The 900-nt window shown below is 27.9% G+C and carries 2 protein-coding genes; both read right to left on the reverse strand.

Annotated elements, in window-relative coordinates; genetic code table 11:
* On the reverse strand, positions 1-537 hold a 537-nt coding region (locus tag ACAG39_12455), incomplete at its 3' end, for a PH domain-containing protein (protein MEZ0538031.1).
* A 124-nt stretch (positions 538-661) separates the two neighbouring features.
* Positions 662-868: a hypothetical protein gene (locus tag ACAG39_12460; protein ID MEZ0538032.1), complete on the reverse strand. Its 207-nt coding sequence runs from the start codon at positions 866-868 to the stop codon at positions 662-664.
* Positions 869-900 lie beyond the last annotated feature (32 nt).

Genomic DNA, 900 nt, shown 5'->3' on the forward strand with positions numbered 1-900 from the left:
TGCTTTTTCAATCAAAAACTCTTTGAATTCTTCTATATTTTTAGGAGTAATACCAACTTTTTCTCCATTTTTAAGGTAAATAAGTAATATATTTTTATTTACTCTTGTTGCACACATATAAACAAGACCTTTATTAAAGGTATATACCCTGCCTAATGCATATCCAGGAAATTTAATAGGACTATATGAATCGGCCAATAGATTAGCTTTTATATTATCAATTTCAACTTTTTCTATTTGGCTAAACATTATGTCTTTTTTATACCAACCACATCTTAATATTACTCTATCATTTAAGACAACATATTTCATAGAAAAAAATATCCTTGTGATAGCCAATGCATATATAGTAATTAATAGTAATAAAACTATTGCTATTATAATTATGTATCTAATTATTATGTTTTTAGGCAAACCTGCATTAATAACAACTATTATCATTATTAATAAGTAAACAAAAAATATAGCAAAATTTACTGCGGGTACTATCCAACCACGAGATTCCTCTGGTTTAATAATATTTGAATCTTGTACCATTTACATCACTCCGTTCTATTTTTTCTACTATATTGTTTTTCCCTAAGTTTTAATTTTAATAAATAAAAATAAACCGACATTCTCTTCTTAATTTTTCTATGAATAAGCAAATTAAGTCTATTTATTAACATTTAGTAGCTATTAACGAATATGCAACAGTAAATGCTGCATAATATGCATGAGCTACTGCTGCATCTGTTGCAATCACACCAACAGTGCCAACTAACGCTACTGCATAAGCAACCGCTAAAATTGGAGCAGTTACAACGCAAAATACTTGTGGTTGAACCCCCCCTATATTATTGATAGTAGGTGTAGTATATTCTTTCATTTTATTCCACCATCCTTTTTATTTATCATCAT

Source organism: Caldicellulosiruptoraceae bacterium PP1, from assembly GCA_041320695.1.
Taxonomy (GTDB): Bacteria; Bacillota; Thermoanaerobacteria; order Caldicellulosiruptorales; family Caldicellulosiruptoraceae; genus JBGGOQ01.